We start from the raw sequence: 24,920 nt of genomic DNA, 5'->3' as shown, positions 1-24,920 counted from the left end.
TCTTCTTCTGTACCAAAGGTAAATGGCAAGAAACACTGAGAAATAGATAATTGTCTCCGTAAGAGTCCCAGTGCTGAAACCCACACCAAGCACCATAAGTATAAGAAGTATCCGTCTTTATTTTATCACCAAAACTCACCCAAGTGCGTTTGATCGAATTAGAAAACTCGGATGGTGTATCCTCCATTATGTGTGAAGAACTCTGCGTATTCATAGAGGTAAGGACTTCGTGCGTCTGGTTAGACCAACCCTTTGATGTCTGACTTTTACCCAGGATCAGCCAGGTTCAACAGGTCAAAAGGAGTGGGTGCGTGGCGTTTCCTGGTGAAACCGGGACCACCCTATGGGGGCAAGAAGGCTTCCCTCCCACCCGATATGTGAGTTTCCAAATTTTAGTCATTTTTTTTTGGTCAGAATAATTTATTTGATACAGACAGCACTAAGACCTCATGGGAGTGTTGTTTTCCTGTGTTTGAAGTTCAATGGCTTTCAGGGCTTCAAAAGAAGAAATCAAGGACGTGAGAGAACTGTTTGATGAGGTGAACTACGCACTAAGAAAGTTCAAGATGAAAACAGGTGCTGATGATAATTACATCTCAATGCTCCTAGGTGCTTTGTCGAATGACTACAGGGTGAATACCCAAGACGCATCATCATTCAAATAAGGCTCCACAGGGCTGGGGAATCCTTGGTTATGGAGTTGCTGGTGCTACTGCTTTAACTTCAGCATTGTCTTCTTTGCCTACTACTGCTGATGACGCACCTATCTCCTGTGGCATTGGAACAGGTGGTTATAGCAGGCGCTTTGCGATGGGACTTGGTTGCGCTGCAAAGCTGAATGAGCGTCTCTCTGTAAATGTTAGAGGATCACATGTCTTCGGAAGATCCAGCGACTATGGCGGTTGATCTTTGGAGACTATTGCTGCGCGTGGAGGCTTCGTGTTCAAGCTGGGCGCAATCCACAAAACCTCCAACCTTGATGGAGAAGAGTTGCAATCACAACTTGATGAGATGAAGCAAGAAAACGCCTCTATCCGTGAATAAAATAAAGCTATTCGAAATGAAAAATTAATACTAAATCGCCAGACTCGAAAGGCTTGAGGCAATGCCTTGGGGAAGCAGCCAGAAGTTACTGCAGTAAGTTTTAGGTGATGTTTTTTTGAATCTCACGCAAACCACCCCGCCCACAAGGCGGGGTTTTTATTGCATGAGTAAAGCGAGGGACACTCAAATCAGGGAGAAGGAGGCAGCCCTACGCCTCCCCTCCGCTGTGGCAAGGAAACCCCTGGTGGTGTCAGTCCCAGGGGTGCAGCTCTTCTCGCCGAACTCAAGTTGACTCACCCATGTGACTAGGTTGTGATCAGCGCGCTTGCAGTTGATGACCAAGTGCTACTTGCTGGCTAGCCCACTGAGCGCGGATGTCTTTCTTGCTGGCGCGACCACCGACATGAATTCATTTTACTGAAGGGAGTGGTGGATGCAGTGAAAACAATACTTCTAAAGCTAAACTACTTAGCAGATAGAGAATTCAAGCTGCTTATCGTAGATAATTTGTTCATCAGCCACCTGCTCGCCGTGGACCTCATACCACTCACCTAGAAGATCAAGCCACTTCTGTTGATACTCAAGAAGTAGGTCACCTTGGGTCGAAACAACAGTGACAGGCCTCCCATCCTCAGGATGTGCAAACAAGAGACTTGTTCTCGTTACTGGTGCAGGAAGCTGATCTTCATAGAGATGACTGATCGCAAGAGAGTAAGCAGCCAATTGCAGACGCTCCTTCTCACAGTATTTTTGATGTACGGACTTCCCGTGACGCTTGGTCTTGTAGTCAATGAGAACCACATCGCCATTGACAAGCATGACTCCATCACAACTGCCTGCATAGGCGCCAACACCATTGATCGAATAATGCAGCGGTACTTCAACAGCCAGTGTTTTCGAGGCTCGTGAAACCAGGCTCTGAAGAGGGTTGATCCACTGCAAATGCTCTTCGACTGGAGTGTGGTCTTCACTCTGCAACCAACTCTCCATTGCCAGGTGGACTGCCGTTCCACGCTTGGCGGATTCTCTAGTGACTGCGTCGTGATCGATGTCAGGCTCTGACTTCTTCCACTTGGTTTTGTCGAACGGGAACTTCCAACTCAAGATCGACGTGACGTTCGGCGCTACACGTCCACCAAACGCATACAGACCGAATCTCCGACCCTTCGGGAACCAACGCTCACTCACCTTGATGGGAGTGATGGGTTCAAAAACGGGTGGCTTCATTACTCCTGAAGTCTGAGCGTTAGGGGCTCGACGAATTTTGGCTGGATTGCTCGTATCAGGCACGGACTGCTTACAGCTAGTCATCCCTAAAGAGGGAGGCCGCCCCTCCCAGGTGGAAGAGACGGCCTAGCTCGCTCGCTTGTGCATGGTTCAACCCATCACTACTGAAGAGAGAAAGGGTCGAAGCTTCTGGCTAGAGGCGCCCTGGGGCCATTTGCTCTAGAGGATGGGTCGTTTTCTCCTAGGGCACCTGCGGCGGTGCAAGCGGAGCGTCGAATGGCGTGGCGTACCAGTGCGTGCCTACCAAAGGACCAACCCAGGTCATTTATGAGACTGTTGGAGCAGGGGCCAGAAAGTCAGTCTGCTTCTTGGATCTGCTCGGTTGGACCGTCGTCTCTCATGAACGCCTCCGATCTCGATGACCACAGTTTTGTGCCTTTAGGGCACAAAGTCATCGGCATTAAGGCGCATTGCCTCAGCTATGGAATCTGCGGGAATCTTTGGGTGGCTTGCTTATGAGAAGTCTCATCGGCGCTGTACTCCGCAGGTGCCGACTACTGGCCTTCCGTCCAAGGACATTGATGGGCGTACCGCGAAAGGATCTCTGCGTGACCTGTGGCGACCATCTCTTGCTGAACGTTCGTTGTGCCGATGGATAGCTCTGCCACTGTTCGGCCGTGGCGGTCTTCGGTGATTCGACGGATTACGACCTCCTTGCCCACCACAAGACCTCTCAGATGGTCTCGAGCAGCTCTGGCTGGCATCGGCTCAGCTCTCTTCCCATGTAGTTCAGGGGTGTCGATGCAGGCCAGTCGAACCCTCTCACCAGTGGTGGTCGTGCATGTATCGCCGTCGTAGCAGGAGGCGATCACAACGGATGCAAGAGCTGCAAGGAGCATCACTGATGACGGCGAGTGTGACCAATGAGTGGGTCACCTCGACAAGGACCTTTGGATCCTTTATCAGGGGTAGACCCTGCCGACCGTCCGCTGTCTATCCGGTCTCTCTACGTCTTGCTTGTCGTGGTCCTCAGTGCCTGGGTATTGGGAGCTGCTCTCCGTTTGAGCTCTGAGTTGGCAGGATGATGAGTCCGCTGAGCGACGGCGGCCCTGTCTTTGGGTGTCCTTGGCGTCACCTGCATCCTTGGCGATGCGGAGGCGAAGGATCGACCTGCTGCCTTATCTATCAGCACAGGGATGACAGAAGAGATAAATAGGTTGATCAGCGATATGGGCGCATAGCTGGATAGGGTCCGCGAACCTTGGGTCCAGCTCAGCCGTGATCAAGAACCCGATCCTTCTGAAGGCTTGGAAGTTCATCACCTGGCGGTGGAGGTTGCAGCTGGCGATCAATGCTCCCTTTGGACTGCTGTGGGTGGCAGACAAGACCAACCCAGCAGTGCACGCCTTTGACATGTCAGTGCTTTCAGCACTTCATGCCGAGTGGCTGGCTCCAATGATGGGTATTGCTTGAACAGCTAACCCCATAACAACGCAGAACCAAAAGCTGGGGGACACGGACAGGGCTGGAGCAGCAACAACTCAAGTATTGCCTTCCAGAGAAAAAACGCGATGCTTCCAATAAGTCATTAGCTGCTGCCTGTGTTCATCACTGTTTTTGGCCAGAAAGGTGGTGTTGCAAAAACATGTAGCAGCGTTCACATAGCCGCAAGCTGGAGCCATCAGCAAAAACGGGTCGTCCTGGTTGATGCCGACCGCAACAGATCGGCGACTGCCTATGGCGCCAGAGGTCTCTTGCCTTGCCCAGTTGTACCGATTGAAGCAGCAGCCAAAGCGACTCGATTGGCTGAGATTGTAATCACAGATGGGCAAGCAAGCACCAACGAAGAAGAGATGAAGAATTTGGTAGAAGGTGCTGACTTTATTTTGCTACCTACAACTACACAAAGCAGGTCAATGGAATTGACAATTGAGATGGCACAGACAATAAACAAATACAAGATCCCCTATGCCGCGCTTCTTGTTAAAGTTGACTCACGCAAAGAAGCTGCAGCTAAAAATGCCAAAGAACTTCTTGAAGGATTCGACATCAAGGTTCTCGACGCACAAATTCCATTGCTAAGCGCATTTGAACAAGCAGAAACAGAAGGAGTCACTGTTGATCAGGCAATTGACAACCGAGGGCGAGCTAATCCACGACGGATGGTGGGCTGGTCTGCATACAGTTCGGCCTGCAAAGAAATCGAAGATCTATACGAAATGCATAAAAAGATGAATCCAATCCAGTCACCAATTGGATGGGACTTCACGCCCATGGAACAACGTATGGCCGCTTGAAAAACGATTTGCATAACTGGCCTCAGCCCAATAGCGATTTAGAGAATTCCGCATCAAAGCTCCTGTGTCTCCCTCTTATAAGCATCTCGACGTGCTCAATAGTGGACTAGCAGATCGTCACTAGAAATCTTTTGATTGCTCACATCTCGAATGCTGCAATAGATCTGCTTGTTTTACCCCTACCTTTGTGAAGGGAGAAAGACTCCCAAATGCTGGCTGGATGCCAGGGTAAAAAAACGGTCTTGGATGAATGGCAAAAAGCAGTAGTTGCAAGATCGCGTTGATATGCGCCTAAGAACACGAACGGTAGTGGCTGTCGTGGTTGGTCCCAATACATATCCCTTGAAGTCAAGCCCAGACAGCGGCGCAGAGACCTCTCCCAAGCATCTCAAAAGGTTCTGTCAGTAGTGGCGGAGCCTTCGGCAGACAAACCTCTTCTACATCCCAAGCATCTACTTATCACCGTTAGCTAGGACAAGTCACCAGCTAGTGGTGGAAAGTTTTCCGCAGAAACTTTTATACAACAACATGAAACTAAATCATTTAATTTCGCCCAAGAATGATGATAGAAGTATTGATCATCGTTATGTTCCAGCCGCCAAAGCTATTGCTGAACTAGCAGGAAAACGAGTAGAAGCTCAGCTTCACAAGCTATACGTCGAAACCAATAGGCTTGAAAAGGAATCAGCCTCTGCAGGTCTACAGCTAGTCATAGCCTTATTCAGCGTCCCAATGGATGAACGCTATGAAAGGTCCAAGTTTAAAAAACACATTCGTGAGCAGCTTCAAGAAATTGGATTTAAGAAGTCAAAAGTAAGCAAGCTGATGGGAGCCGGTGAGTTCTACGCAAGGAATCACAACCAACCCCTCTCCACCGTTTGTTTTGAGGAGTTCTTCACTGAACTCGAGCTGGTCGAAAGGCAAAACCGTTTCCTTGACGAGTACTTCAAGAATGTCTCCAAGCTCTACGAGTTGTCTCTAATGAGCAATGACGCTGTGGACCAAGTGCGACGAGAGCTTCTCGATGACAACAAGGTCTATACGCAAGCTGAGCTGGAGGAGTTACGCCGATCGAATCCGAAGGACGAATACGAATGGAGGGCTCGGACACCAAGCCGCGCCAACGTTCAAGAGACACGTCCAACGCATGCACTAACTACGCATGAGTCGTTGGAAGTCATGGACGACGCCAAAGAAGAGTCTTTCATTGCCCAACCGGAGTGGGGTCAAAAGCTGGTTAAGCAGTTTTTCCTCTTCCTTGCCTCGGGAGAGATGGACCAGTGTCTAGCCGGATTTGCTCCAGCTGCCAAAGCTCACCTAATCGACGAGGTCGAAGCAGTTCAGTCACTGCTTGAGGAGTTCATCGCTAAGCATCAACCCATTGAAGTCACCCCTATTCACTGATCTATGAATCCAGACCCACGCAGCAAATACGTTCAACCGCACATCAGGTTCTGGTGTCTTGGTCAGATTGCAGTGAGCGCAAGACAACGTATCGACACCATCCTCAAGTCACGACCCATAGATGCTCAGTCGATGATCAGCGAATGGGTCATCGAGTAATAGCTCGCAAATCAATTCCAAGTTTCAACTTTTTTATTCAACCGCTAAAGAATGACAATACCAATCACTGATTTAAACGATGCCTTTGACCTCTTCTTTGAAGGAGGCACTGTCCGACTTCGACTTAAAGAGGGGGTCACCCGCGAGACTTTGCTTGATGAAAGGCTCGGAAAACTGAAGTTCCTAATCCCAGAGAATCCTGTTGTTAATGATCATAAGATCTAGAAATTAGTCGTTTCTTCTTATTCTTGGTTTAACCCACTTAGAAATCAAAGATCGGAAGATCCGGTTTTGGTCTGACTTCCATCTATCGATTCGTTCGTTTCGCTCCTCTCTTTCTTGGCGCTGTATCTCCCGACCACGGAAGACATCAAACCATGATGAAGGCTTATAGCCTTTGACCTTTTCGTGTTTCTCTCGGAGTTGATCAATCAGATCATGATATTCACGTTGCGTGTATCCAATCTCCTGCAATAACCAGCAGATTTCTGCCAAGCTCTGCTCAGGTGTATAAGGACCAAAGACTTCCGTCTTGTAAGCTGGGGTGCAATAGCTGCAGTGTTCATCAAGCAGCTCTCTCAATGCATAGTTGAAATCATCTTCGTGACCGTAGGGCTGACCCTTGAATCCCACCAAATAGAGAAAGCCCATGACTAGTCACCTCGCTCAATAGTGGAAGGTCTCCTCAACTCATCCTTGATGAACCCAGCGACTCCTGCAACCAACGGAATCGTCATCCCAGCAACAGCAAGCAAAGCCATTGCTTGAATGAACCATTTTGGTGAAAGTGGTTTGTCTTCCATTTACTTGAATCCTTTGGTTGATGGTTCAGCTTTCTTTTTGACAGGCTTACTAACAGAAGCTGGGACTGATTCCTCCTTGAATATCTTGCCCTCTACCCAGACAGTTAATGCATAGACAAGAATCAATGCTGGCACAAGGACAAGCCATTCATTGTCAAATTCATAAGGGATTTGTCTTACGCCAAATACAGTTAGATACCCAGTAAAAAGAGTAATAATGAGCCGCCTTATGGTTCCAGAATTCAATTGACTTATGCCAGTCAACTGAGTCTATGCGGACAGAGCTAAGCTGCCAATAGATCACGTTTTTCTGCCAAGTCTTCATATCGGCACTCATCGAGCTGCTCGCCCATACCCTGGATCATGCTCATCACATCACCAGGGTCTTCAGCGGTGCCGTCCTGAGCCTTTGTGGGCAATGGCTATGGCAGAAGCCAGAAGTCCTAACGAAAGACGGTGGAGCTTCTGACAGGCGTGATTACGCCTAGGTTGCCGCAGTTTGTATTGGTCGTCGCGCATTGCTGTTACCCAACTTCAAGCGGTAAACGGCCTCGAGATCGTGTCCCAGCAACAGATCGAAGACACATATCAAAGCTGGATTACTCTCCTTTACAACTGAGCAGTCCCAACTGTGTGGGCGGGTTTGCGATCCTGGAATGGCGGTTCTCCTCACTCAAATTTGCATGAGTAGATTTATAACTAATTAATAAGGTAAAGGATCTAATGCTCAACCAATTCAATCTCACGGCAACTACTTCCATAGCCATTATTGCCGTAATGGCACTGCTGTATGGCGGTGTGCGGTTTCTACAAGACCATTAATCACAATGAATAAGGTTTTACGCCCGCTTCGCCGGGCCGCTGTCTACGGATCTTTCAGCTACCTCGGCTTGGTCGTGATCAATAACAGCGGCCTCGACCTACCCAGTCTTTGGATTGCTTACCTACCAATGTTTGTCGGGGTTTACGCCCTTACGATATGGATCGATCAGAAATTCAGCTCATAATGACCTCCGTTGATCGGGAGAAATTAGAGAAGTTGATTGCTTTCTGCGTTCTTCTTGAAATCGATCTCAACGGACTAATTAGATAGTGACCAAAGATTTCCGCACAGAAAAAATCCCGCGGAAATTTCTGAATCCCTTTTACGTATAGGCACGGCCGCAAACCACCCCGGCACCCCCTTCCGCTCTATGGCTCAGCAGAAGCGCCCCAACAAGGTTCTACTTGCTGCCAGCCAACACGATGCAACTCCCTCCAGAGCTGCTCTGCAGCCTCCCTTCGCAGGTGTATACGGGTCTTGAGGAGTGGTGGCTCGCCAGGGATGGGAACACCCGTGTCGACAAAGACCTTTGGATCTCTGATCCAGCTCTTCTCGTCCCGGTGAAACCGCTTCGTTTCTTTGGTCGCCGGATCTTGGATGAAGCCCTCTGATCCCATAACTCAATACCAGTACATCTGTACCACTATATGACCGCTGGACGGGTCTGCTCAAACTTTCAGCAGCACCTGCTCAAACCACGCCTGAAAACGACTGGCGCGACTGATCCTCAGGACTATGGAAACAAGTCCAACCAAAAAGAAACCCCCGCCATAGGCAGGGGCTTGAGATCTGATTCAGCCCTGATCACTTGGCGTAGGAAACGCCGCGGTAGGTCAGGCTTGGAGGAGCGTTGTGAGCGACTTCTTCGCGGCAGGTGTTGTAGTGCTCGCGGCGGTAGGTCAGCTCGACACAAGCTTTGGGCGAGGCTGCTTGAGCTTCGTAGGAGTGACCTCTATAGAGAAGAGCAGTCATGGTTAGTTCCTCAGAAATCCAGGTCCCCGTTCCTTGGCCTGGTGATCTGCGCCCCTGAGTTGAGGGGTGAACGTCATGTAGCGGTTGCTACAGAAAAATTATACGCCCGGGTCAACCCATTACAGCGGATAACAACCTCGCCTATGCGCCCACGCAGGTCTGACGCGATCTGTCTTTGTTGAGCCAAGTGTCAGACAGGAAGAGGCATTTACTCAAACCTCACTCAAACTCCAAAAACAGCTCCAAAAGCAGTTCAGCACTCAAAACGTGGACTACTCCCGCAAGGTCTGATTGTCAGACAGTTACCGGTTGCAGTTCTTGGTCTGTACCAGCCTTATCCCTCGCTCTCAGGGCGGGGGATTTTTTTTGCTTGCAGGCCGATATATCTAAGCTCGAAGGAGATTGAACGCAAAAAAACAAGAAGCCTGTCGATCGAGAAATATGCCATCAATACTGAAAAAATACCAATCAAAAACTCAACCACAGCCAATATGTTGGAATAGACCACCATCGACGGATCGGCTATAGCCGCCAAAACCTGATCCAACGCCAAATCCACCAACTCCAACATCGCGGCAGAGAGAGCGAACATCGCCATCCAGAACAGGCTCTGGGCATGCTCATCGTTTTGAATGGCCGCCTTGTGCCGACCGACATTAATCAGGAAGTTAGATAACAAAAAAAACATCGAAAACAACGTGAGATGCAAGACCTCTTTGTTGGAGTCAAATTCGATGTACTCGATGGCGACATAGGCCAAAACAGCCATGACGAGAAGAACCCGAAGCACGACAAGGGTGCCCCAGAGAACCTTCTTCACTCTGAGATCTGGAATCCGAGTCAGCGTCATCGATCGTCTCCATCATCAGCAGGAATACCTCTCACAAAGACCTGACAGCAAAACAACACCTATTTTTTTCATTTCAGGAGACAGCCAAAAACTCAAAACAAATAAAGGAAGTTAATCCTGATCAAGAAGGCTCAGCAAGCTATTGCAACGCGGGTCTTGAGGCATCGCATGCATTCAAGCTTGAAGCCAACAACAATCGATTGCCCATCTCCAGGACTCAGAGCCTGCGGTTGTCACAGCAAGACTTGCAACACCCGGTTCGAAACAAATGATGTGTATCCGATCGTCTTTAGGCATCGAATTTTCATTCGCTCGGATCATCTGCACAGCCACCTCCGGCTGATGCCGGGTGGATCAGGCAGGCTGGGATCAGCGAGCCCGTTGCTTTGTCTGATCAGGTCCTCAGCCTCCATGCCTGGATGGGGCTGCTGCATCCGGTGCTGATGATCCTGTTCGTCTACCCCGTCGTAGGCGCCACGATCCGGCTGGGAATTCTGGCGCGGGAAAAACGATTGAATCTCAACCCGATCGCCGACACGGTGCCGGTGGAGCACGCGCAGCATGGGGCCTGGGTCACCGGCGGGGTGCTGGTGTCAGTGCTGATCGGCCTGGGCCACAGCCTCTGGGGCAGCCATCCCCTGGGTCTGATGCTCACCGGCAGCGCTGTGATGTTCAGCTTCGGACGCCTGCTGGCGACCCGGATGGTCTGGCAGCGCTTTCTCTGGGCTAGCGCCAGTGCAGCAGGCCTGCTTTTGCTGGGGCTGCAACCGGCAGTGGAGCGATTCAGCGATGTTCCCTGGAGCCCCCTGTTCTGGCAGTCGCATTTCTGGATGGGCCTGTTGCTCACCACCCTGTTGCTGAACTCCATTTCGCTGCAGCCCTTGATTGGACATTCCACGTGTGCCAGACGCATTCACATCAGCAGCAATCTTCTGGTGGCCTTGCTGCTTGCCATGCAAGCGATCTCTGGCACCAGAAACCTTGTGTTGGGCTGATTTCTGAGCGAAGCAGTCAACACAAGCCCGAAAAAGCCGCTACTCCAAAGCATCAGTCCTCTGTGAACTGACCGCTGCGGGCCAGGACCTCTTCAGCAGGGCTGAAATGGGGCGGCTCCAACTGCAGATCAGGGTTGTAGCGGTAATTCTCATGAAGGAAGCGGGACTGAAGCACGGCATCCTCAACTGCACCGATAGCTCCAACCGCCTTGGTGCGAATGACCTCCTGCTGCTGCATATCATCGGCATGCAGCGACACCTGCAGTTCATCGCGCAACACCGAAAGATGGGCTGCACTTTTCGCCACACCGTAAATGCGCTGAACGCGATCGCGTTGAATCAGGTCAATGCCGAGAGTGTGGGCACGCTCAAGCTCAGAATCCAGGCTGGGCCAGTATCTAGAGGTATAGATCGCCCCGGAATCCTGGTGATACCAATCCTCACTACGCGCGATTGACGACGACACGGTGTTGTGCAGCTTCCAGAGGAACAGACGCAGGGAGCTCCCATCGATCACCTTGTCCAGTTTGTCCTGTAAAGACACTTCAAGGTTTGAGCTCGCCTGAGCGGATCCCAGCAGCAGGTACTCGATCGGATACATCGAAACCTCGCGGTTGCGCACCACATAACGGTTGAGATGGAAACGACAGTATGGGCATGGGTACATCGTGGCCAAAGCAGAGAAGAAGGCTTTGAACACATCAACCGAAGCCTGTTGCTCTTCAGCAGGTTGGGCTGCAATCAGTTCCGCACTGGTGTGGATGAAACGCCAAGTGGCCGGACCGATGTAATAAGGGAAGCTCACCCGCATCTCGCTGGCTTCAACGTCGTGACGCCCGACATGCAGATCGAGAAACGCGACGTACTGACATAAAAAACCGGACTCACGGCCAAACTCCTCCCGCTCACGTCGTTTCTGAACACCATTGAGGTAATGACGTGTGAGCTCCCAAGCGCGTTTGAGTTCTCTCTTGATTGTCAAGGGACGGGACTGGAATGCCTCTTCAGTCGCGTGGCCGTAAAGATCAAATTCGCCTGCAGCATGACGTTCCGCGAACCAGCTATTGAGAACGTCATCGTCAGCATCATCCCAAGCGGAAATGTCGTCCTGACTCAGAACTGAGCTGGCGCGGAGCAGCAACGGCATGAACTCGTCGTACCAGTAGGCCGTGGGCATGATTGAACCGGCATAACGCTCGTCGTCGGCGTCAACGATCACCCGCTGCCAAGTGTCGTGGTACGTACGGGACGTGGTCGGTTTGTCGTGGTCCAGTGATGCGGCGACTTCCCGATGATCATCAAGTTGGCGCAAGCGGTTCAGCTCATGGCTCTGCAGATCCTCATGGGTGACCTGATCTGGATGATGACCATGCAATGCCGCCGTTAAGAGCACCTCAATCACCACAACCACGATCTGGTGGTGATGATCCAGTTCCTGCAATTCCTCCTCAATCCTGCCCTCCGCCTCAAGCATCGCCTCCGTGTGAGGAATGGAGTCCCAGTTCGCCATGCGGTTCCGCAAGGCAACCTCCGCCCTGTTCACAGACGTCCGTAGGCTTTCGAAGGGCTCTTCTGCACCGTCCTCCACAATTCCGAGTGCGAGGTAGAGGTCAACAGCCGCATTCACGAAGCGAACGAAATCAGAGATCGTGTAAGGCAGGTCGTAAGCACGAAGATGAGTTTCGGAATTGGCGGAATAACTCTCACGGAAGCTGCGGTAAGCCGCTCCTTGAATCAGGCGAAACCATCCGATCTGCATCTGCAGCGGAGAGGTTCCCTTGAGAATGTGGGACTTGTGCTTGGCAGTCCCGTTGCCATGGGACGCCGCCTTCTTCGTTGCAGCGTGAGCGTCCACCGACCGATGAGCTCCGACAAAGGCCCTTGGATGGGACTCGAATTGCTCCGGCAGGTAGTCGAGCAGATGCTGAAGATCAAAATATTCCGAACCATCCCGCGCGATTTCGATCGTGATGGCATCCGACGTCTGGGTGGAGACCTCGAACAACTGGATCAGCCTCTTTAGAGCATTCAGTTCAACCAAACCGTCGCCGTCCTGATCCAGAAGGGCAAAAGCCTCCCTTGCTTTAAGAGCTACATCTCCAACCTGCAAGGCAAGCAGCAAGCGCCAATCCCGCAGGCTGATCGCACCTTCTCGCAGACGATGGGCGTCAATCGCGCCCTTGAGATCCTGGAGTGTGAGTTCAGCACCATTCACGCGCGCACGGTCAACCATCTGAGCCGCCGTGATCTCACTGGGCTTCAGACCATCGAACAGACGGTCAAATTTTTTATGTGTGAAGCCTTCCACTCAATGCAATCGCAACTCAATTTGAAGGTAACCAGATCAGACCCAATCGGCTTCTGACGGTTTCAAACCACCCAGCTTGAAGCCATCGGTCATCCGCACACCCCAGCACAAAAGCCTGCAGGGCCAAGCACTTACAACCTAATCAGTGATCGAGAATCAACCGCCTTGGTTACCGGCAGTGAAAGGCATCGCTCCGCTCAGGCTCACCGAACTGTGGCCTAATCGATTGTTGTTTCATCAGCATCTGATTCCGAACTTCAACATTTGATCCCGTTCCACTGCTGCATCCTCTTGCTAGGCCTATGGCTGTCGGCCAGGACCGCCGCAATACATACACGAGGGGTTGGCCTTGCTTTCTGTCGATATCACCTCGAGTGCTGGAGGCACGGTTTTCGATGCGCTGTTCTGGTCCTCCGTGGCCATGGTTCCGGTCCTGATCTCAGCCTGGTTTGGGTTAGCGCTCTTGCCCAGCAGGAGAGTGAGTGCTTTTTTCCTGGCCTTAAGCGCCGGGATGCTGATTGCGCTGCTCTCGTATGACCTTGTTCAGGAGGCCTACCGACTCGCTGGAAATGGGGTCATGCTTTTCGGCTTCATGACCGGTTTGTTGGTCTACATCGGAGCGAATCAGATCGTTGCTCACTCAGGGGTAGGGCGTCGATGTTCAGCCAATTGCGGCGGCATCAGCAATCTCACGCCTCTTCAAAAGAAGGAGCGCAAAACCGCCATGGCACTGGTTATCGGCGCTGCTCTGGATGGCATTCCTGAATCGATGAGTATCGGCATCTCTTTTCTGGACAATCCGCTGGTCAGCGGCTCCGTGATCCTGGCTGTTGCAGTAGCCAACATCCCTGAAGGCCTCGCCAGCGGTGCAGGGCTGAAGCGCAGTGGAGTTTCACGACTGCGCATCCTCTCAGTCTGGCTCGGTGTGGTGGTTGTGAGTGTGTTGTCTGCAGGGCTCGCTTTTGTGGTGTTAAGAGATGCACCGGACTCCTTCAAGGCGTTCATCACAGCCTTTGCAGGCGGTGGTGTAATGGCCATGACCTTTCAGGCCGTCATTCCAGAGGCTTATGAGGAAATTCGGGATTGGCTGAGCGTGGTTGGGGGAAGTGGTTTCGCGATCGCGTTCACCGTCTCACATCTTTTTCACTAGAGATCGCTATGCACCAGATGGAGAAATTCACGATCCACCTGATGCGTTTTGCGCCGCACAGTTTTCACAAAACGGTTCGGAGCCAAGGGAGGCTGAGTCCGATGACGTTGGAATAACAACCATCCAAGCCATCAATACAAAGGCCGCCGCGGCCCTCGAGGGCAAAACCACCGGCACATTGCAGCGGTTCTCCACTGGCCACATAGGCCTCGATTTCGGCCTGACTCAGCGGCGCAAAACGCACCAACGTCTCCACACAAGCCAACACCTCAGGTTGTCTGCGTCGGATCAGACAATGACCCGTCAGCAAAGATCCACAGCTACCAGCCATCCGCTGCCAACGCTCGATCGCTTCGACTGGCCCCGAGGGCTTGCCGAACACCTGTCCTTCAAAACTGAGCACGGAATCACAGCCCAGCACAGCCGTGATCTCGGCATCGCCCGAAGGATCAAGCCGTTGAGCAACAGCCTGAGCCTTGGCCTGAGCCAACAATTTCACTAGCTCTACTGGCTCTGCATGCTGGATCTGGTCCTCATCTACACCGCTGACGCGCACCTGATGCGGGATTCCCGCTTGCTCCAGCAAGCGGCGACGCGCCGGCGAGGCAGAAGCAAGCATGAGCACGAGAACACACCGCAGAACAACGCTCCGTAGGCTGCCAGGGACGGGAGGCCTCGCCATCGCTCACCCCACCGACCTGCTGGATCGACGCAGCCGTGACCGGGCCCGCCGGGCCATTGGATGCCTGCCTTTCTCTGAAGCCCTGTACAGGGATCTTCAGCAGCAGGGCCTGGATGCTGGTGACCTCTGGAGCGAACCCAGTCGCTACGGCCGCAAGACGCACTGGTTCCGCAACAGCGAAGCCCTCGAAGACGACCTGCGTTGGCTGATCAGCGTGGGCGTGCTGCGCCGGGAAGTGGATGGGCAAGGGCTAACCAGCCGCTTCAGGCTCACCCCCCTGGGTCGGCAACTGCTCGATGACGACCCTGCACTCCTGCAGCGTTCGATTCCGTTGCTGGAACGTATGCGTCACAGCCTGCGTCGGCACTGGCCGCTGTGACCGGCGCCTCGCCTCGCCCCCTGATGGTGCTGGGCACCTCCAGCGGTGCCGGCAAATCGCTGATGACGGCGGCACTGTGCCGGGTGCTCCAACGCCGCGGCGAACAGGCTCTGCCCTTCAAGGGCCAGAACATGAGCAACAACGCCTGGGTGGATGCCGATGGTGGCGAGATGGCCTATTCCCAAGCCATGCAGGCCTGGGCAGCGGGTCTTGAGCCCTGCTGCTCCATGAATCCCGTGCTGCTGAAACCCCGGGGAGACAGCACCAGTGAGGTGATCCATGGGGGCCAGAGCGTGGGAATCGCCCGCGCCGAGCACTACTACCGCGACTGGTTCCGCCCAGGGTGGAAGGCGATCCGCACCGGACTGATGCAGCTCCAGCAGCAATGGCCCCAAGGCCGGCTGGTGCTGGAGGGGGCGGGAAGCCCAGTGGAAGTGAACCTGCAGCGGCGCGACCTCACCAACCTGCGCCTGGCCCAGTACCTGCGGGCCAACTGCCTGTTGGTGGCCGACATTGAGCGCGGCGGCGTCTTTGCCCAGATCGTCGGGACACTCTCCCTTCTGCGACCGGTGGAAAGTCCGCTGATCAAGGGCATCCTGATCAACCGCTTCCGCGGCCGGCGCGAGCTGTTTGATGAGGGTCGCCGCTGGCTGGAGGCCAACACCGGGGTACCGGTGCTGGGAGTGATGCCCTGGCTCAACGAGCTGTTTCCACCAGAAGATTCCCTCGATCTACTGGAACGCAAACCCACCCGGGGAGCCACCGATCTGGAGATCGCTGTGCTGCGGTTGCCCTCCTTGAGCAACTTTTCCGATCTCGATCCACTCGAAGCCGAAGCCAGCCTGCGGCTGCGCTGGATTCAACCCGGAGAACCCCTGGGCGAGCCGGATGCCGTGATTCTTCCAGGTAGCAAACAGACGCTCCGGGATCTGGAGGCGATGAACAGCTGTGGGCTGGCCGATCAACTCAGGGCCTACGCCCAAGCGGGGGGATCCGTGCTGGGCATCTGCGGCGGGATGCAGATGCTGGGCAGAAGCCTGAGCGATCCGGAGGGGCTGGAGGGCACGGATCAGAGGTGCTCTCAGAACGGCTTGGGACTCCTGCCCCTGGAGACCACCTTCAGCGGAACCAAACGTCTGAGCCAGCGCAGCATCGATGGCCTTTGGCCCATGGAGACGCCGCTGAGCGGATTTGAACTGCACTACGGAACCACCATCCCGGATGCCGGTCTTCAGCCCCTGAGCAGTGACCCTGGTTTGGGGTGGTGGGCTCCAGGCCCGAAGGGTTCGAGCGTGGTGGGCACCTACCTGCACGGCTTGCTCGACAACGGCCCCTGGCGACGGGCCTGGCTCAACAGGCTTCGCGAGCAACGGGGGCTACAACCTTTGGCCAACGATCCCAAAAACCACAGCGCCCACCGTGATCTGTTGCTCGATCGCCTGGCCGATGCCTTCGAGCAACATGTGAACCTTGCTCCATTGCTCCAGCCATGACCTCGATTCCTGTGCGCTGGCCCGATGGGCGCATCACCCACGAAACCATTGGCCAGGACTGGTTGGTGGCCGCTAGTGGAGCGGGCATCAGCATTCCCACCGGTTGCCTAGGGGGCAGCTGCGGGGCCTGCGAGATCGACGTGAACGGCAAGACGGTGCGTGCCTGCATCAGCACCGTTCCGGCGTCGAAATCAGCGAAACTCAGGGTTGAATTCGCCGCCGACCCGCACTGGTGACTCGCCTTCGCCTCAGCCTGATGGCCCTGCTCACCGGTGCTTTAAGTGGCGCCGGTGTTGCTGTGGTGATGGGTTGGATCGACGGCTTGAGCCAGCTGCTCTGGGGAGATCCGGTGCTCGAGGGCTTGGATCGCGGCCTTCCCCTGGGCTGGTCGCTGTTGATCTGCGGCGGCAGCGGCTTGATCCTTTCTCTGCTGCATCGCCCCGGCCCCAACACTTTGTTGCCTGAGCTGCGGGACACCCTGAGTGATCTGCGTGATCCCGACCACGCTCCAAAACGCGATGAAGTTCGCGGCCTTCTCGGCGCAGCACTGGCCCAGATCGGGGGAGGATGCATCGGGCCTGAGGCTCTGATGAGCCGCATGGCCGCCCTGATCAGCCAAAGAATCTGGCGTGGTCGTGACCAGAAGCTGCAGGAGGCGACGGTGGCAGGGAGCCTGGCCTTGTTCGGAGCTCCACTGCTGGGGGGTGCTGTTGTTGGTGAAGCCTCTCACCCAAAAAGCCGGAGGCAAACCTTCCTCGACCGCTGGTTGCCCGGCAGCCTCGGCGGTGTGGCCGGGTTTGCCGCCTTCCACGGCATCGGTGCTGCCAGCGGGGGATCGCTGCAACGGCTTCCTTACATTTGGCCCAGCAACCTGGGAGAAGATCTCGGCACCCTCAGCGCAGGTTTGTTGGGGGGAGTGGTCGGTTGCGGCCTGGGCTGGCTGTTGCTGCGATGGCAAGGCTGGCTGGAGCAGCGCAAACTCCTGGCCCTATGGCCCTGGTGGCCGCTGCTGACCGGCCTGCTGTTGGGCGCTTGCATGCACTGGTTGCCCTTGGTTCCCTTCGCTGGGGAAGACCAGCTGAGGCCCCTGCTGGAAGGCCAGAACTCAACTGAGGCCTGGGTGCTGCTTCTCTCGGCGATCGTGAAACTGCTGATGCTTGGCCTTTGCCTGGAAACCGGCTGGCGCGGAGGGGTGTTCTTCCCCTTGTTCCTGGTGGCCTGCGCACTCGGGATGGGACTTCACCTGCTGCTGCCGGATCTCGGAAGCCTGGGCAGTTGGTGCGGCGCCCTCACGGGTGCGTTGTACCGCTTCGTGCTGCCTACTCCCTTGGCGGTTCTCGTGCTCGGGATTGCCCTCCTGCAGGGCCATGGCACAGCCGGCCTGCTGGTGGGCCTCGCCATGGCGCAGCTGATCAGGGGCCGTGCTGTTCTGGATGGTGGCCCTCCACTTCGCCCTTGAACACACGGCTGGCCAGGATATCGGCCTCCTCAATCGTGGTGAGATCCTGCTTGGTGAGGGCTTCACCCATCCGCGAAAACAACCGGTTGGCCTGGCGCAGACGGGCCCGGTCCAGGGCATTGCGAACCGAGCGCGCATTGGCGAAGAAAGGCATCTGACGCCGGCGCGAGACGTAGTCGGAGAACGCCGCCTCGGCATCGGCACTGAACTGGTAATGCTGGGCCTCGAGGAGCAGGCCTGCGATCGCCATCAACTCGTCGTCGCTGTAATCCGGAAAATCGAGATGGTGCGCCACCCTTGAGGACAAGCCTGGATTGGAGCTGTAGAAGGTCTCCATCCGATCTCTGTAGCCCGCAAAGATCACCACAACGTCGCTGCGCCGGCTCTCCATCTCCTGCAAGAGAATCTCAATCGCTTCGGCGCCGTAATCGCGTTCGTTGTCTGGCTTGTAGAGGTAATAGGCCTCATCGATGAACAGCACACCACCCTGGGCGCGCTTGAGCATCTCCTTGGTTTTTGGGGCGGTGTGACCCACGTACTGACCCACAAGATCGTCGCGGGTGGCCGTCACCACATGGCCTTTTCGGAGGTAACCCAGGCGATGCAGAATTTGGGACATCCGCTGCGCCACGGTGGTCTTGCCGGTGCCGGGATGGCCGGTGAACGACATGTGCAAACTGGGCGCCGTGCTGGGCAACTCCAGTTGCTGCCGCGCCTGATCCACCAGCAGCAGCGCAGCAATCTCTCGGATCCGCGTCTTCACCGGAGCAAGGCCGATCAGTTCACGGTCCAGTTGGTCCAACACCTCAGCCACACCGGATTCGGCGTAGGCCGAAGCCAGATCAACTGAGGAGGGCATCGATCTCTGCGGCAAAGACCCGATCCGCTTCGCTCAACTGAGCCTCGGTGCCGTCATCCTCCGGCCGAATCGTGATGTTCACGTAGGTGCGCCCGAAGCTGATGTCGGGATAGCGCTGGGTCGCCTCGCTGTGCTCGCCGAGCTTGTCGAGAAAATCCCTTGTGGCGTCGTAGCTCTCAAACTCGAAACGACACTCGAGGCATACGGGTCGTTTCCGCTCCTGCCACTGATTCATCAGAGCCCCCGTTCAGCCTGAACCTGCTGGAAACCTAGAGGAGCGCCACCCGCTGGCAGCCCATCAAGCGTCCAGACCAGGCCTCGGCATAGGCCCGATTGGCGGCCTGCTGCTCAGGGTCATCGGTGTCCAGCGGATGCGGCATCGTGCCGGCGATGGCGGCATTGGTGACGCAGAACATCGACTTCTGGAAGCTGACGCAGATCTGCACGTGCACATCCGCCTGCCCACGACCGTTGTCGTCGTACCAGAGGCTCAGTTCCTCGGGCAGGTGGCGGTACATGTCCTGCATGCAGAGGCTTGGGGGAATGCCCGCACCCATGCTGGGAATTGGATCGGCGTAAAGGGCGCCGTACTTGAAATCACTGATGTCCGGCGAGATCTGGCGGGCTTGGGCGTTGTAGGACACCATGCCGAGGAAGGGCATGCCGCGGAAGAACACGGCCTCCACGTAGGGCACCGCCACATCCACGAGAAAGGTGAGACCCGCCTCGGGGGGGAGGACCCAGATCTCTTCACCACCGATCGTCACCTTGTATTCAATCGGGCTTCCAGCCGCTGCTACCAAACCATCACGGATGTGATGCACCACATCGTTGACGCAGGTGACTTCCTTGATCGCATAGCGGCGGGCCAGGTCAACAAAGATGTCGCTCATCACCCGCCAGAACAGACCGAGGCAGTAGATCGTGGTGAGCGAACGGATGGCCTCCGGGGCGAAGTCTGGATAGAGGCGATTGTTCAGGGCCAGTAGGGGGTCGCGCGCCGACTTGAGCTTGATGATCCGCTGGCAAGCCTCGGCGAATTCAGGCGTATCGAGGTAGGCATCCAGCCCGCCGCTGCCATGCCAGAACATCGCCTTCTGGCAGTACTCGGCGTACTCGAAGTTGATCCGATCCCCCATCAGATGGGTCCAGAGGCGCTTGAGGTTGAACCCCTCGTGGAAAAAGCGGAACACCGGGAAAGGGTTGAGCATCTGCTGCTCACCCTGATCCACCAGGTTCTTGCTGTAGGCATCGAGAACCAGGCCATAGCTCTCGAGCACGTTCACCACCTGCAGCAGATGGTCGGGGGTGTCCTTGAGCAGCGGCGTGTCGCTGAGCAAACAACGGATCAACTCCTCCTGATCGGGAAGCACCGGAGGTTGAACGGGGGATGCGATTGTCGGGGTCATGACAGATCTCCAGTGATCAGGCTGAGGCCCGTGGTGGCCGCCTCACTGAGGTTCGAGAGCAGCTCCGGCGCAAGGCCAAGCACCAGCACACCGAGGCTGAGGGCGATGGCCGGAACTTGCTCCCGCAGCGCTACGCGATTGAGGATACGGGGATTCACTACCTCGCCGGGGGCAATCGCCAGGCGACCGAAGAAGGCGCGGTTCACCAACAGCAGGAAATACACCGCCGTCAGTCCTGATCCCACCATGGAAAGCAGCGTGGCCAGGGGGAAGGGCTGAAGGCTGCCGCGGAAAATCAGGAATTCGGAGATGAAGCCGGCCATGCCAGGAATTCCGGCACTGGCCATCACCCCGATGATCATCAGAGATCCGGTGAGCGGAAGGCCGCGCTGGGGGTTGAGCAGGCCACGCAACACGTTGAGGTCGCGGGTGCCGGTCTTGGCATAAACGACACCCACTACAAGGAACAGCACCCCGGAGATCAGGCCGTGGCTCACCATCTGGAACAAGGCTCCCATCAACCCGAGCGGCGTGGCGGCGGCGGCGGCCAACAGCACGTAACCCATGTGGCCCACCGAGCTGTAGGCCACCATGCGTTTCATGTCGGTCTGAGCAATCGCCGCAAGGGATCCGTAAAGGACCGAGATCGCTGCCCAGCCGGCCAGCCAGGGAGCAGCCACCTGCCAGGCGTCGGGGAACAAGCCAAGACAGAAACGCAACAGTCCGTAGGTGCCCAGCTTGAGCAGCACACCTGCCAGAAGAACCGACACCGGTGTGGAGGCCTCGGTATGGGCATCCGGCAGCCAGGTGTGGAAAGGGAAGAGGGGGATCTTGATGCCAAAGCCGATCAAGAGAGCACCCATCAGCAGCAGCTGGGCGGTCATGCCAAGTTCACCGGCAAGGATCGGCCGCAGGCTGAAGTCCATGGTTCCGGTGACCAGGGCAATGCCAAGGAAGGCACCCAGGATCAGCACGCCTGAGACGGCGGTGACGATCAGAAACTTCGTGGCTGCGTAGGCCCGGTTGGCACCACCCCACACAGCGATCAGCATCCAGAGGGGGATGAGTTCCAGTTCGTAGAACAGGAAGAAGAGCAGCAGGTTCTGGGCCAGGAAGGCACCATTCACCGCTCCGGAAATCACTAGCAACAGGGCGAAGTAGACACGGGGGCGGTTTTCGATCGTGCGCGACGCGATGGCCGCCACCAGGCAGAGAACCCCGTTCATCAAAACTAGCGGCAACGACAGGCCATCCAGCGCCAAGGCGTAATCCAGGCCGATGGCATGCACCCAGCGAGCCTGTTCCACCAACTGCAAACCTGCATCGGCGGCATCGAAAGGCAGCAGCAGGGCAAAGCTCGCCAGGCACTGCACCACCAGCAGCACGATGGACACATCGCGCAGGCGTGCACTCGACGGGGATCCTGGCCAGAGGATCAGAGCCAGAGCCCCGAGGAAGGGAATCAGAAGCAAGAGGGAAAGAAGCATCTCGGGGCGATCAGGTGAGGAACCAGCTCACCGCGGTGAGGAAAAGAACGATGGCCAGAAGCACCGTCAACACGTACGACTGGCTCTGGCCGCTGACGCTGAGCTTGAGGCTGTCGGCACTGGCCAGGGAGAAGCGCGCCACCCCATTGAGAAGACCATCCACCACGTTGCGGTCGAACCAGGAGGCCAGGCGAGAGAAACCAGCCACCACGTTGACGATGGTGAGGCGATAGAAGCGCTCGGTGTAAAAGTCGAAAGACAGCAGGTCCTGCCACCAGCGCAGCAGAGGATTCAACGAGCGAGACCAGGCCTTGCTCAGGGGGAGAACGGCGCCAGCAAGCAGGCCAATAAGGCCGCTTCCCACCACCAGAGCTGCTGCCCAGAGGGGGAAGGCCAACAAACCATCGAGGGATTCAAGCCGCACCAGCAGCAGCGGGGTGATCAGCACAATCACGGTGAGCGCCACCATCGGGAACGCCATCTGCCAGTTCACCTCGGCAGCCCGGCGGGACTTGATCAGGGAATCCCCCATGAACACATGGCGGTACACCCGCACAAGACCCATGGCGGTGAGTGCGTTGGTGAGAAGGAAGACCGCCATGAACGGCACCGAGCGCACGCTCAGCAGTTCAATCGACTGGGCCAGGGCCAAGAAGCCACCCAGGGGCAGGAAGCCCACCAGACCAGCACCTCCCACAAGAAACGCCGTGGTGGTGGCCGGCATGCGGCTGCCCAACCCCCCGAGCTCGGTGATGTCCTGACAATTGGTGGAGGCAATCACACCGCCAATGCTCATCGATAGCAGCGCCTTGGACACGGCATGGGTGAACAGCAGCAACAAGGCCAGAACAGGGATCTGCAGGGCAATGGCGATGAAGACGAGGCCCATGTGGGCCGTTGTGGAATACGACAGCGTGCGTTTGATGTCCACCTGAGCCAGGGCCACCAAAGAGCCACCGATCGCACTGATGCTGCCGATCACGAGCATCACACCGATGGCGATGGGCGAGAGCTGAAGGATGGGCATCACCTTCAACAGCACGATGGCGCCGCAGGTCACCACCACCGAGTTCCGCAGAATCGAAGCAGGATTCGGGCCCTCCATGGCTTCGTCCAGCCAGAGGTGCATGGGGAACTGGGCACATTTGCCCGTTGGGCCAGCGACCAGGCCCAAACCCAACAGCGTTGCCGCCAGCGGAGAGAGGGTGTCTTGAGCGGCCCAGGCATAAAGGTCGTTGAACCCCATCACGCCGGAATAGCTGCAGAGCGCCACCACACCCATCAGCAGCAGCACATCACCAACGCGCTTGGTGAGGAAGGCATCCCGGGCCGCTGTGACCACCAGCGGTTGGGCATACCAGAAACCCACCAATAAATAGGTGGATAGCGTCAGCATCTCCAGCAGGAAATAGCTCTGGAACAGGGAGTCGCTGAGCACAACACCACTCATCGCACCCTCAAAAAAACCGAGCAGGGCAAAGAAGCGGGCCAACGCCCATTCCTTATCCATGTAGCCCAGGGAGTACACCTGGGACAGCAAGCTGAGGCCCGTGATCAGTTCCAGGGCCACCAGGTTGGTGAGCGAGAGACTGAAGCTGATATTCAGCTCCAGATCAGCCACGCTGAGCCAGGGAAAGGCCAGATCCACCGGCCCTGATTGGTACACCTCCTGCAGGATCAGGCTTGCGTGGGCGAAGGCCAGCAGGGTGAGAAGGATGTTGAGGTAGGCCGCCGGTCGATGGGCATCTCGGCGGAACCAGCCACAGGCCCAAGGAAGGGAAACCAGCATCCCGATGAACCCATAGAGCGGGATCAACCAGGCGGTCTGGATGGGAAGCGAAAGCTCCGGGGTCAAAACGGCAAGCGGGATGGTGATCGAGCTGGTCGCTGGTTGGCCGGCGAATCTAGGAGCCGGTCACGAGCAAAAGGGCTCTTTGTGAACGGCTGTGAGGCAGCTTTTATGCCGTCAGCTGCGGCGAGCTGCACCACTGCCAGCCAACACCGGCTCCACCTCTTTATGGGGACGGGCAATGATGTGAGCAGCTACGAGGCCGTCGCCCACGCGCTCGCAGGCATCGGCACCGGCACGAACAGCGGCATTCACCGCACCGGTTTCGCCACGCACCATCACCGTGACGTAGCCACCACCCACGTACTCACGGCAGATCAGGCTCACCTCAGCAGCCTTGGTCATCGCATCGGCTGCCTCAATGGCAGGAACCATGCCGCGGGTTTCGATCATGCCCAGCGCCACACCGGGAACGATGGGGGAAGGAGTAGCAGCGGGCTTGGTCACGGCTGAGCCGCCGCCGGATCCAGTGTTGGAAGCGCTGCTGCGGCGCGTTGTGGTGGACGCGCGACGGGTGGTTGAAGCAGGAGCTGCCTTGGCGGGAGTCGACGCGGGAGCAGGGGTGCTGGCCACAGGCTTCACATCCACGGTCTTGTTTGCCGCGGCGGTGCTGCGGGTGGTGCGACGACGGGGGGCGGGGGAAGGAGTGGCCATGGATTTAAAGGTGTGGAAGCGGAACGGAAACGGCGGAGGGAAATGAAGGATCCCTATCCGTCCGGATTCCAGAAATCGATGATGCCGCCGATGGTGAGATCGGTGAGAACGGTGTTGTCAGGGCAGGCATGCCGGGCAGCCGAACCGCTGGCGGTGAACACCCAGTTGCCCTCACGGGCACCCACGGGGTCAACGGCCACCAGCTTCTTGCCCTTGTTGTTCTTGAGAATGCGCAGGTGCATGTGATCCAGACCGGCAACCCGGTACGAGCAGACCAGCGTTCCCATCACCTGCATGATCTCCATCAGCTGGCATTGCCTCCCGCGGGTTTGCTGGGGCTCGGGGATGGAGAGGGAGCGGAGGTCTTTGGGGGGTCGGGTTCCCAGTGGTCAATGATCCCCACGATTGTGAGGTCACTGGGATACGACTTGCTGCCGGCGGCTTCACGGGCGGCCGAGCTGCTGACGCAGATCACCCAGTCACCAGGTTTCGCACCCACCGCATCGACGGCCACCTTCTTGGTGCTGCCATCCAGCACCACCTGGAGGTGCTTGTGCTCGAAATCGGGGATCCGGTTGGTGGAAACGAGCGGCTTGACGACCTTGACGATGAGCATG

At 56.2% G+C, this 24,920-nt stretch carries 26 protein-coding genes; 10 read left to right on the top strand and 16 right to left on the bottom strand.

Features of this window, described 5'->3' with window-relative positions:
- Positions 1-729: 729 nt before the first annotated feature.
- Positions 730-906, top strand: coding sequence for a YadA-like family protein (locus SYNCC9605_RS15765; protein ID WP_198002473.1), 177 nt, complete (start codon positions 730-732; stop codon positions 904-906).
- A 606-nt stretch (positions 907-1,512) separates the two neighbouring features.
- On the opposite strand, the gene SYNCC9605_RS03970 is transcribed toward SYNCC9605_RS15765, so the two are convergent.
- Both SYNCC9605_RS03970 and SYNCC9605_RS03965 read right to left on the bottom strand, forming a co-directional pair.
- The gene (locus tag SYNCC9605_RS03970; protein ID WP_257929938.1) at positions 1,513-2,232 is read right to left on the bottom strand and encodes a PD-(D/E)XK nuclease family protein; all 720 of its coding nucleotides are present in this window, start codon (positions 2,230-2,232) and stop codon (positions 1,513-1,515) included.
- A gap of 593 nt (positions 2,233-2,825) precedes the next feature.
- The gene (locus SYNCC9605_RS03965; RefSeq protein ID WP_011363776.1) at positions 2,826-3,170 is read right to left on the bottom strand and encodes a thermonuclease family protein; all 345 of its coding nucleotides are present in this window, start codon (positions 3,168-3,170) and stop codon (positions 2,826-2,828) included.
- A 379-nt stretch (positions 3,171-3,549) separates the two neighbouring features.
- On the opposite strand from SYNCC9605_RS03965, the gene SYNCC9605_RS03960 reads away from it, so the two are divergent.
- The 3 genes from SYNCC9605_RS03960 to SYNCC9605_RS03950 all read left to right on the top strand — a co-directional run bounded on the left by SYNCC9605_RS03960 (position 3,550) and on the right by SYNCC9605_RS03950 (position 5,972).
- Positions 3,550-3,744, top strand: a complete 195-nt coding sequence (locus tag SYNCC9605_RS03960; RefSeq protein ID WP_011363775.1) for a hypothetical protein — start codon at positions 3,550-3,552, stop codon at positions 3,742-3,744.
- Positions 3,745-3,872: 128 nt separating this feature from the next.
- Positions 3,873-4,568 carry a ParA family protein gene (locus tag SYNCC9605_RS03955; protein ID WP_011363774.1) on the top strand — a complete coding sequence of 232 codons (696 nt, stop codon included), beginning with the start codon at positions 3,873-3,875 and terminating at the stop codon, positions 4,566-4,568.
- Between the two features lie 492 nt (positions 4,569-5,060).
- Entirely contained in the window at positions 5,061-5,972 is a 912-nt protein-coding gene (locus tag SYNCC9605_RS03950; protein ID WP_257929937.1) for a hypothetical protein, read from the top strand.
- 387 nt (positions 5,973-6,359) lie between these two features.
- Here SYNCC9605_RS03950 and SYNCC9605_RS03945 read toward each other — a convergent pair whose 3' ends face one another.
- The 4 genes from SYNCC9605_RS03945 to SYNCC9605_RS03930 form a co-directional block, all read right to left on the bottom strand.
- A complete protein-coding gene (locus SYNCC9605_RS03945) occupies positions 6,360-6,782 on the bottom strand; it encodes a hypothetical protein (RefSeq protein ID WP_011363772.1) in 423 nt (140 codons plus the stop codon).
- Between the two features lie 1,343 nt (positions 6,783-8,125).
- Positions 8,126-8,374 (bottom strand): DUF1651 domain-containing protein, encoded by a 249-nt coding sequence (locus SYNCC9605_RS13660; RefSeq protein ID WP_011363769.1) that lies wholly within the window; start codon positions 8,372-8,374, stop codon positions 8,126-8,128.
- A 187-nt stretch (positions 8,375-8,561) separates the two neighbouring features.
- A complete protein-coding gene (locus SYNCC9605_RS13655) occupies positions 8,562-8,729 on the bottom strand; it encodes a DUF4278 domain-containing protein (RefSeq protein ID WP_011363768.1) in 168 nt (55 codons plus the stop codon).
- A gap of 334 nt (positions 8,730-9,063) precedes the next feature.
- Positions 9,064-9,579: a hypothetical protein gene (locus SYNCC9605_RS03930; protein WP_011363767.1), complete on the bottom strand. Its 516-nt coding sequence runs from the start codon at positions 9,577-9,579 to the stop codon at positions 9,064-9,066.
- A gap of 419 nt (positions 9,580-9,998) precedes the next feature.
- Here SYNCC9605_RS03930 and SYNCC9605_RS03925 point away from each other — a divergent pair, with 419 nt between their 5' ends.
- A complete protein-coding gene (locus SYNCC9605_RS03925) occupies positions 9,999-10,574 on the top strand; it encodes a DUF4079 domain-containing protein (RefSeq protein WP_011363766.1) in 576 nt (191 codons plus the stop codon).
- A 52-nt stretch (positions 10,575-10,626) separates the two neighbouring features.
- Here SYNCC9605_RS03925 and SYNCC9605_RS03920 read toward each other — a convergent pair whose 3' ends face one another.
- Positions 10,627-12,882 carry an ERV1/ALR-related protein gene (locus SYNCC9605_RS03920; RefSeq protein ID WP_011363765.1) on the bottom strand — a complete coding sequence of 752 codons (2,256 nt, stop codon included), beginning with the start codon at positions 12,880-12,882 and terminating at the stop codon, positions 10,627-10,629.
- Between the two features lie 478 nt (positions 12,883-13,360).
- Between SYNCC9605_RS03920 and SYNCC9605_RS03915 the strand changes: the two genes are divergently transcribed.
- Complete coding sequence (locus tag SYNCC9605_RS03915; RefSeq protein ID WP_257929936.1) at positions 13,361-14,032, top strand: ZIP family metal transporter; 672 nt, start codon at positions 13,361-13,363, stop codon at positions 14,030-14,032.
- 64 nt (positions 14,033-14,096) lie between these two features.
- Here SYNCC9605_RS03915 and SYNCC9605_RS03910 read toward each other — a convergent pair whose 3' ends face one another.
- A complete protein-coding gene (locus SYNCC9605_RS03910; RefSeq protein WP_011363763.1) occupies positions 14,097-14,651 on the bottom strand; it encodes a nucleoside triphosphate pyrophosphatase in 555 nt (184 codons plus the stop codon).
- Here SYNCC9605_RS03910 and SYNCC9605_RS03905 point away from each other — a divergent pair.
- The 4 genes from SYNCC9605_RS03905 to SYNCC9605_RS03890 are packed head-to-tail and all read left to right on the top strand — an operon-like array spanning position 14,650 to position 18,045.
- The gene (locus SYNCC9605_RS03905) at positions 14,650-15,093 is read left to right on the top strand and encodes an Npun_F0494 family protein (protein WP_011363762.1); all 444 of its coding nucleotides are present in this window, start codon (positions 14,650-14,652) and stop codon (positions 15,091-15,093) included. The two genes, SYNCC9605_RS03910 and SYNCC9605_RS03905, sit on opposite strands and share 2 nt — an antisense overlap.
- Before the next feature lie 23 nt (positions 15,094-15,116).
- Positions 15,117-16,586, top strand: coding sequence for a cobyric acid synthase (locus SYNCC9605_RS03900; RefSeq protein WP_041435494.1), 1,470 nt, complete (start codon positions 15,117-15,119; stop codon positions 16,584-16,586).
- Positions 16,583-16,822, top strand: a complete 240-nt coding sequence (locus tag SYNCC9605_RS03895; RefSeq protein ID WP_011363760.1) for a 2Fe-2S iron-sulfur cluster-binding protein — start codon at positions 16,583-16,585, stop codon at positions 16,820-16,822. Before SYNCC9605_RS03900 ends, SYNCC9605_RS03895 begins: the two co-directional genes overlap by 4 nt.
- Positions 16,819-18,045: a chloride channel protein gene (locus SYNCC9605_RS03890; RefSeq protein WP_011363759.1), complete on the top strand. Its 1,227-nt coding sequence runs from the start codon at positions 16,819-16,821 to the stop codon at positions 18,043-18,045. Before SYNCC9605_RS03895 ends, SYNCC9605_RS03890 begins: the two co-directional genes overlap by 4 nt.
- Here the strand turns inward: SYNCC9605_RS03890 and cbbX are convergent.
- The 8 genes from cbbX to SYNCC9605_RS03850 all read right to left on the bottom strand — a co-directional run bounded on the left by cbbX (position 17,999) and on the right by SYNCC9605_RS03850 (position 24,919).
- Positions 17,999-18,904: a CbbX protein gene (gene cbbX, locus SYNCC9605_RS03885; protein WP_011363758.1), complete on the bottom strand. Its 906-nt coding sequence runs from the start codon at positions 18,902-18,904 to the stop codon at positions 17,999-18,001. The genes SYNCC9605_RS03890 and cbbX overlap by 47 nt on opposite strands.
- Positions 18,888-19,139 (bottom strand): 4a-hydroxytetrahydrobiopterin dehydratase, encoded by a 252-nt coding sequence (locus tag SYNCC9605_RS03880; protein ID WP_011363757.1) that lies wholly within the window; start codon positions 19,137-19,139, stop codon positions 18,888-18,890. The genes cbbX and SYNCC9605_RS03880 overlap by 17 nt, the downstream gene beginning before the upstream one ends.
- A gap of 34 nt (positions 19,140-19,173) precedes the next feature.
- The gene (locus SYNCC9605_RS03875; protein ID WP_011363756.1) at positions 19,174-20,313 is read right to left on the bottom strand and encodes a CO2 hydration protein; all 1,140 of its coding nucleotides are present in this window, start codon (positions 20,311-20,313) and stop codon (positions 19,174-19,176) included.
- Positions 20,310-21,800 carry an NADH-quinone oxidoreductase subunit M gene (locus SYNCC9605_RS03870; protein WP_011363755.1) on the bottom strand — a complete coding sequence of 497 codons (1,491 nt, stop codon included), beginning with the start codon at positions 21,798-21,800 and terminating at the stop codon, positions 20,310-20,312. Before SYNCC9605_RS03870 ends, SYNCC9605_RS03875 begins: the two co-directional genes overlap by 4 nt.
- Positions 21,801-21,810: 10 nt before the next feature.
- Positions 21,811-23,655 (bottom strand): NAD(P)H-quinone oxidoreductase subunit F, encoded by a 1,845-nt coding sequence (locus SYNCC9605_RS03865; RefSeq protein WP_011363754.1) that lies wholly within the window; start codon positions 23,653-23,655, stop codon positions 21,811-21,813.
- Positions 23,656-23,766: 111 nt separating this feature from the next.
- Complete coding sequence (locus SYNCC9605_RS15665; protein WP_011363753.1) at positions 23,767-24,303, bottom strand: BMC domain-containing protein; 537 nt, start codon at positions 24,301-24,303, stop codon at positions 23,767-23,769.
- A gap of 53 nt (positions 24,304-24,356) precedes the next feature.
- Positions 24,357-24,608 (bottom strand): carboxysome peptide B, encoded by a 252-nt coding sequence (locus tag SYNCC9605_RS03855; RefSeq protein ID WP_011363752.1) that lies wholly within the window; start codon positions 24,606-24,608, stop codon positions 24,357-24,359.
- Positions 24,608-24,919 (bottom strand): carboxysome peptide A, encoded by a 312-nt coding sequence (locus tag SYNCC9605_RS03850; protein WP_011363751.1) that lies wholly within the window; start codon positions 24,917-24,919, stop codon positions 24,608-24,610. The genes SYNCC9605_RS03855 and SYNCC9605_RS03850 overlap by 1 nt, the downstream gene beginning before the upstream one ends.
- Position 24,920 lies beyond the last annotated feature (1 nt).

Source organism: Synechococcus sp. CC9605 (assembly GCF_000012625.1).
Classification (GTDB): domain Bacteria; phylum Cyanobacteriota; class Cyanobacteriia; order PCC-6307; family Cyanobiaceae; genus Parasynechococcus.
The sequence above is the reverse complement of the archived record's forward strand: the minus strand, read 5'-3'. Positions and strand labels throughout refer to the sequence as shown.

What these genes read in the sequence shown, in the direction of transcription:
- SYNCC9605_RS13655 (WP_011363768.1), bottom strand. Translation starts at nt 8,729, where the DNA reads ATGACTGCTCTTCTCTATAGAGGTCACTCCTACGAAGCTCAAGCAGCC.
- SYNCC9605_RS03850 (WP_011363751.1), bottom strand. Translation starts at nt 24,919, where the DNA reads ATGCTCATCGTCAAGGTCGTCAAGCCGCTCGTTTCCACCAACCGGATC.
- SYNCC9605_RS03910 (WP_011363763.1), bottom strand. Translation starts at nt 14,651, where the DNA reads ATGCTTGCTTCTGCCTCGCCGGCGCGTCGCCGCTTGCTGGAGCAAGCG.
- SYNCC9605_RS03900 (WP_041435494.1), top strand. Translation starts at nt 15,117, where the DNA reads ATGGTGCTGGGCACCTCCAGCGGTGCCGGCAAATCGCTGATGACGGCG.
- SYNCC9605_RS03855 (WP_011363752.1), bottom strand. Translation starts at nt 24,608, where the DNA reads ATGGAGATCATGCAGGTGATGGGAACGCTGGTCTGCTCGTACCGGGTT.
- SYNCC9605_RS03895 (WP_011363760.1), top strand. Translation starts at nt 16,583, where the DNA reads ATGACCTCGATTCCTGTGCGCTGGCCCGATGGGCGCATCACCCACGAA.
- SYNCC9605_RS03875 (WP_011363756.1), bottom strand. Translation starts at nt 20,313, where the DNA reads ATGACCCCGACAATCGCATCCCCCGTTCAACCTCCGGTGCTTCCCGAT.
- SYNCC9605_RS03925 (WP_011363766.1), top strand. Translation starts at nt 9,999, where the DNA reads ATGGGGCTGCTGCATCCGGTGCTGATGATCCTGTTCGTCTACCCCGTC.
- SYNCC9605_RS03905 (WP_011363762.1), top strand. Translation starts at nt 14,650, where the DNA reads ATGAGCACGAGAACACACCGCAGAACAACGCTCCGTAGGCTGCCAGGG.
- SYNCC9605_RS03930 (WP_011363767.1), bottom strand. Translation starts at nt 9,579, where the DNA reads ATGACGCTGACTCGGATTCCAGATCTCAGAGTGAAGAAGGTTCTCTGG.
- cbbX (WP_011363758.1), bottom strand. Translation starts at nt 18,904, where the DNA reads ATGCCCTCCTCAGTTGATCTGGCTTCGGCCTACGCCGAATCCGGTGTG.
- SYNCC9605_RS03880 (WP_011363757.1), bottom strand. Translation starts at nt 19,139, where the DNA reads ATGAATCAGTGGCAGGAGCGGAAACGACCCGTATGCCTCGAGTGTCGT.
- SYNCC9605_RS03945 (WP_011363772.1), bottom strand. Translation starts at nt 6,782, where the DNA reads ATGGGCTTTCTCTATTTGGTGGGATTCAAGGGTCAGCCCTACGGTCAC.
- SYNCC9605_RS13660 (WP_011363769.1), bottom strand. Translation starts at nt 8,374, where the DNA reads ATGGGATCAGAGGGCTTCATCCAAGATCCGGCGACCAAAGAAACGAAG.
- SYNCC9605_RS03965 (WP_011363776.1), bottom strand. Translation starts at nt 3,170, where the DNA reads ATGCTCCTTGCAGCTCTTGCATCCGTTGTGATCGCCTCCTGCTACGAC.
- SYNCC9605_RS03870 (WP_011363755.1), bottom strand. Translation starts at nt 21,800, where the DNA reads ATGCTTCTTTCCCTCTTGCTTCTGATTCCCTTCCTCGGGGCTCTGGCT.
- SYNCC9605_RS15665 (WP_011363753.1), bottom strand. Translation starts at nt 24,303, where the DNA reads ATGGCCACTCCTTCCCCCGCCCCCCGTCGTCGCACCACCCGCAGCACC.